This is a genomic window from Streptomyces sp. NPDC002055, assembly GCF_040296705.1.
In the GTDB taxonomy this organism is placed as follows: domain Bacteria; phylum Actinomycetota; class Actinomycetes; order Streptomycetales; family Streptomycetaceae; genus Streptomyces.
The window spans coordinates 39,803-45,802 of sequence record NZ_JBEOXS010000056.1 but is presented as its reverse complement, the minus strand read 5'-3'; the positions used below and the strand labels follow the sequence as shown (position 1 = coordinate 45,802).

The 6,000-nt window shown below is 72.8% G+C and carries 3 protein-coding genes; all 3 read right to left on the bottom strand.

What is annotated here, in order from left to right; genetic code table 11:
• Positions 1-359: 359 nt before the first annotated feature.
• The 3 genes from ABT112_RS27675 to ABT112_RS27665 all read right to left on the bottom strand — a co-directional run bounded on the left by ABT112_RS27675 (position 360) and on the right by ABT112_RS27665 (position 5,915).
• Positions 360-2,525: a putative bifunctional diguanylate cyclase/phosphodiesterase gene (locus tag ABT112_RS27675; RefSeq protein ID WP_351514081.1), complete on the bottom strand. Its 2,166-nt coding sequence runs from the start codon at positions 2,523-2,525 to the stop codon at positions 360-362.
• Between the two features lie 221 nt (positions 2,526-2,746).
• Positions 2,747-4,927, bottom strand: coding sequence for an NAD-dependent DNA ligase LigA (ligA, locus tag ABT112_RS27670; protein ID WP_351514079.1), 2,181 nt, complete (start codon positions 4,925-4,927; stop codon positions 2,747-2,749).
• A gap of 31 nt (positions 4,928-4,958) precedes the next feature.
• Positions 4,959-5,915, bottom strand: a complete 957-nt coding sequence (locus ABT112_RS27665; RefSeq protein WP_502975468.1) for a methionine synthase — start codon at positions 5,913-5,915, stop codon at positions 4,959-4,961.
• Between the last annotated feature and the right edge of the window lie 85 nt (positions 5,916-6,000).

The following is a 6,000-nucleotide window of genomic DNA, read 5'->3' as shown; positions in this document are numbered from 1 at the left end:
CACCTTATTGTTCCGGGCGGGGGGGCCCCACAAATACCGGGTTGTGCCGCCACCCCCCCACCCCTGCGCCCCCACCCCCTTACGTCCGGACCACCCCGCCCGGTGGCCCCACCCCCTTGCGTTTACCCCGCCGCCCTGCGGCACCCGCTGCCGTCATGTCCGGGCCGGGCCGGTGGCACCGCGCCGTCGTGTACATCGAGCCTGCGGACCGCCTCATGCGTCCGGCACTCTGCTCGCTGACATTCCCCGTCGTGGTGCGTCTCTGGGGGCGCCCGGCCGCCTGACGTCCTCGTGTCCGGAGCAGTTCCGTCGTGGCATGGGTCTCGTGCGGTGAGGCTGACGGGTGTGGGTGGAGGGGGTCAGTTCACCGGTTGGCTGGAGGGGCGGGGGGATTCCTCGGGGGTGTGGTGCTGGGGTTCGGGGGGCGGGGTGGTGGTGAGGGCGGGGCGGGGTGGGGGGTCCAGGGCCGGGGTGGGGGTGGGGCGGCGCCAGCCGTGTTTGCTGCGGAGGCGGAGCCACGCGGTGGTCTCGTCCGGTGGCATGGCCGCGGCGACCAGCCAGCCCTGGACGGCGTCGCAGCCGAGGTCGCGGAGCCGTTCCCAGGTCTCGTCGTCCTCGACGCCCTCCGCGACGACCAGCAGTCCGAGGGAGTGCGCGAGGTCGATGGTGCAGCGGACGATCTCGGCGTCCTCGTTGTCCACCGCGAGCCGGGCCACGAACGAGCGGTCGATCTTGAGCTCGCTGACCGGCAGGCGCCGCAGGTGGACCAGCGAGGAGTAGCCGGTGCCGAAGTCGTCGAGGGACATCTTGACCCCGTGCCCGGTGAGGCCGGCCAGGGCGTCGGCGGCGCGCTGCGGGTCCTCCAGCAGGACGTGTTCCGTGATCTCCAGCTGGAGGGCTGAGGGCGGGACGCCGTGCCGGGCGAGCCGGGCGGCGACCGCGCCGGCGAAGCCGGGGCTGTGCACGTCGCGCGGGGAGACGTTCACCGCCACCGGCACCTCGATGCCGGCCGCCCGCCACCGGGCCACCTGGCCGAGGGCCGTCTCCAGGACGTACTCGGTGAGGTGCGGCATCAGGCCGGAGGACTCGGCGATGGCGATGAACTCGTCCGGGCTGACCCGGCCGCGCTCCGGGTGCACCCAGCGGACCAGCGCCTCCAGCCCGTTCACCCGGCCGTCGAAGCCGACCTTGGGCTGGTAGTGCAGTTCCACCTCGCCCGCGTCGAGGGCGCGGCGCAGGTCGCCGAGGAGACCGAGGCGGTCGGGGGTGTTGCCGTCGCGCTTGGCCTCGTAGACCTCGACCCCGCTGCGGTCCCGCTTGGCCTGGTACATCGCCACGTCGGCGCGGCGGAGCAGGCCCTCGGCGTCCAGGGCGTGATCGGGGAAGACGGCGACGCCGGCGCTGGCCTCCAGGACGAGAGTCAGGCCGTCGAGGTTCAGCGGTGAGCCGAGCTCGGCGACGAGCTGGCGGGCCACCTGCTGGGCGCTGGTCGTGGAGTCGACGGTGGGCAGCAGGACGGCGAACTCGTCGCCGCCGAGGCGGGCGGGACCGGCGGTGTGCGGCAGGGCGGCCCGGAGCCGCTCGGCGATCTGCAGCAGCAGCCGGTCCCCCGCCAGGTGACCGAGGGTGTCGTTGACCGATCGGAACCGGTCGAGGTCGATCAGTACCAGGGCGGACCGGGTGCCGAGCCGTTCCGCGTCGTCCAGGGCGGCCCAGGCGCTCTCCAGCAGCCACTGACGGTTCGGCAGCCCGGTGAGCGGGTCGCGGAGCTGTTCCTCGGCGCGGGCGCGGGCGATCCACAGGGTGGAGTCCAGGGCGACCAGCGGCACCGCGAACAGCGGCAGCACCGAGGGCATGGTGGTGGCCACCACGCAGACGAGGGGGGCGATGCCCAGCAGCGCAACCGCGACGAGTCCCTGGCGGGCCAGGGCCGTTCGGGCGACGGTGGGCAGCCGGCCGGCGTTCGGGGCCGTGCAGTACCAGAGCAGCACCCGGGTCACGACGAGGTAGCCGAGGGCCGCCAGCACCACCTCGGGCAGCACCAGAAGGGTCCAGGTGTCCGGCCGCCAGGGCTGTTCCACCGTGGGGACGGTGCCGAACGCGGCGAGGACCAGGCCGGCCGCGCCGAGGCCCAGGATGTCCGCCGCCCCGTGCAGCACGCCCTGCCGCCAGCGGTGCCGGCGCGCGGCGCTGACCAGGACCACGACGGCCAGGCTGACCAGCACGGCGGCCAGCCAGCCGTAGAGCAGCAGCACGGCGAGGGTGAGGGCGGCGCCGGAGCCGGTGCCGCCCCACCAGCGGTCCCGGCCCAGAGCGACCAGGTGGCCGACGATGACGCCGGTGAGCAGCGCCAGCGACCAGCCGACGACGCCGCCCGGAAAGAGCGCATGCCCCTCGGCGAGCACCCGGGCGACGCCGGTGGCCAGGGCGAGCCCGGCCACGACGGTTGCGGCGACCGACATCCTCACCGGTGCGGTGAACCGGCGCAGCCGTGACACCGGTTCGGCGCTCTCGGTCGGTTTCATTCCCGTCCCTCTCACAGCCGGCGGTGCCAACGCCACGTCGGTGGCATCTCCGTCCGATGCCACCACGTCTGAGGTCCCACCACGCAGCCGTGCACGGCAGGCGCACACCTCAACAGTAGGCCGGAGAAGGCTGGAAGGGGCAGCGATCCGCAGCGGTTGCCCGAATGCGGCCGGGGCAACCGGATGCATCTGATATGCACCGAACGGGTGATGCCTGACGGCTATTCGGGTGACACCTCGGCCGTCTCCCGCGCCGCGTCGGGGCCTTGTTCGAGCAGCACGGAAAAGCCCTCGTCATTGAGGACCGGCACCTTCAACTGGATTGCCTTGTCGTACTTCGATCCGGGGTTGTCACCTACGACAACGAAGCTGGTCTTCTTGGAAACGGAACCGGTCACCTTGGCGCCGCGGCTCTGCAACGCCTCTTTCGCGCCATCTCTGGTGTACGACTCCAGGGTGCCGGTGACGACGACGGTGAGGCCGTCGAGCGGACGGGGGCCGCGCTCCTCGCCGCCCTCCTCCTCCAGCCGGACACCGGCGGCCCGCCACTTCTCGATGATCTCCCGGTGCCACTCCTCGGCGAACCACTGCTTCACCGACGCGGCGATGGTCGGCCCCACGCCCTCGACCGCGGCGAGCTCTTCCTCGTCGGCCCGGGCGATCCGGTCCACCGAGCCGAACTCCCTGGCCAGCGCTTCCGCCGCCACCGGACCGACGTGCCGGATGGACAGCCCGGTGATGATCCGGGCCAGCGGGCGCTGCTTGGCCGCCTCGATGTGCTCCAGCATGGCGAGGGTGTTCTTCCGCGGCTCGCCGTCCTGGTTGGCGAAGAGGGTGACGACCTTCTCCTCCCCCGTCTTCGGGTCGCGCTTGGGCAGCCCCGAGTCCGGGTCCAGCACATAGGAGCGGATGGGCAGCAGCTTCTCCACCGTCAGGTCGAAGAGGTCCCCCTCGTCCCGCAGTGGCGGCTCGGCGGGCTCCAGCGGCTGGGTCAGCGCCGAGGCCACCACATAGCCGAAGTTCTCGATGTCCAGGCACTTGCGGCCGGCGAGATAGAAGACCCGCTCCCGCAACTGGGCCGGGCAGGAACGGGCGTTGGGGCAGCGCAGGTCGACGTCGCCCTCCTTCATGGGGCGCAGCTCCGTGCCGCAGTCGGGGCAGGCGGCCGGCATGGCGAACTCCCGCTCGCCGCCGTCCCGCAGGTCCACGACCGGACCGAGGATCTCGGGGATGACGTCGCCCGCCTTGCGCAGCACGACGGTGTCCCCGATCAGCACGCCCTTGGCCTTGACCACGTCCTGGTTGTGCAGGGTGGCGAACTCGACCTCGGAGCCGGCCACCGTCACCGGCTCCACCACCGCGTACGGGGTGACCCGGCCGGTGCGGCCCACGCCCACCCGGATGTCCACCAGCTTGGTGTTGACCTCCTCCGGCGGGTACTTCCAGGCGATGGCCCAGCGCGGTGCCCGCGAGGTGGAGCCCAGCCGGCCCTGGAGCGGGATCTCGTCCAGCTTGACGACCACGCCGTCGATCTCGTGCTCCACGGAGTGCCGGGCCTCGCCGGAGTAGGAGCCGATGAACTTCCGGACGGCGTCGAGGGAGGTCACGACCTTGTTGTGCCGGGAGGTCGGCAGGCCCCACTCGCGCAGCAGGCCGTACGCCTCGGAGAGGCGGGCGATGTCGAAGCCCTCCCGGGCACCGATGCCGTGCACGACCATGTGCAGCGGCCGGGTGGCGGTGACCTTGGGATCCTTCTGGCGCAGCGAACCGGCGGCGGCGTTGCGCGGGTTGGCGAACGGCGGCTTGCCCGCCTCCACCAGGCGCGCGTTCAGCTCCAGGAAGCGCTCCATGGGGAAGAACACCTCGCCCCGGATCTCCACCAGGGCCGGGATGCGCTCCCCGCTGAGCCGCTCCGGGATGTCGGCGATGGTGCGGACGTTGGGCGTGATGTCCTCACCGGTGCGCCCGTCGCCCCGGGTGGCGGCGCGGGTCAGCCGGCCGTGCTCGTAGGTGAGGTTGACGGCGAGCCCGTCCACCTTCAGCTCGCACAGGAAGTGGTGCTCCGTGCCGCTCAGTTCGCGGGCGATCCGGTCGGCCCAGCCTGCCAGCTCCTCGTCGTCGAAGGCGTTGTCCAGGCTGAGCATCCGCTCGCGGTGCTCGACGGCGGTGAACTCGGTCTCGTACGCGCCCGCGACCTTCTGGGTGGGCGAGTCCGGGGTGCGCAGCTCCGAGTACTGCTCCTCCAGGGCCTCCAGGGACCGCATCAGGCGGTCGAACTCCGCGTCGCTGACGACCGGGGCGTCCTTCACGTAGTACCGGAAGCGGTGCTCCTCGACCTGCTCCGCCAGCTGCTGGTGCTGATCCCGGATCTCCGCGGGCACTGCCGCCTGTTCGCCAGCCACCGTCTCGTCCTCCCGTAGTCCGCGAGTGTCGTCACTCAGGGTTGTCTGCGAGTGATCTCGCCGCCCGGACGCAGTGGGCGAGCGCGGCCCGGGCGTACGCCGGTGAGGCGCCCGCCAGACCGCACGACGGGGTGACCACCACGGACTCGGGAAGAGTCGCCGGTGACAGCCCCAGCCTGCGCCACAGCGTCCTGACACCCATGACGCTACCGGCAGGGTCGGACAATGCCGTGTCGGTACCGGGGACGACTCCGGCGAACAGCTTGGTACCGGCCTCGGCCGCCTCCCCGATCGACTCGTCGTCACGCTCGGTGAGCAGGCCGGCGTCGAACGAGATGCCCGCCGCTCCGGCCCGCCGCAGCAGCGCGAAGGGCACGTCGGGGGCGCACGAGTGGACGATGGTGGGGCTGTCGCCGGCGGCGGCCAGGATGTCGCGGAGCGCTCCCTCGACGACGGCGCGGTCCACGGCCCGGTGCGTGCGGTAGCCGCTGGCCGACTTGACGCTGCCGCGCAGCACGGAGATCAGCGACGGCTCGTCGAGCTGCAGCACCACCTCCGCGCCGGGCACCCGGCGGCGCACCTCCGCGAGGTGCGCCCGCAGCCCCTCGGCCAGGGATCCGGCCAGGTCACGGCAGGCGCCCGGGTCGGCGAGGGCGGCCTCGCCGTTCTTCAGCTCCAGGGCGGTGGCCAGCGTCCACGGGCCGACCGCCTGCACCTTGAGGGGCCCCGCGTAGCCCTGGGTGAACTCCTCGAAGGCGTCCAGGTCCTCGCGCAGCCACGCCCAGGCGCGCCGGGTGTCGCGGCCGGGCCGGTCGCCGAACCGCCAGCCGCTGGGCTCCACCCGCGCGTACATCTCGACCAGCAGCCCGGCGGTGCGGCCGATCATGTCGGCGCCGGGGCCGCGCGCGGGCAGCTCCGGCAGATGCGGGAGGGCCTCCAGGGATCCGGTGACGGTCTTCGCGGCTTCCCGCGCGTCCGTCCCGGGCATGGAGCCGACCCCGGTGGCCGAGCCGGCGGGCAGTGCGAACTTGGTCTCCGTACTCACGTCGGGAAGCGTACGGGACCGGCCGCCC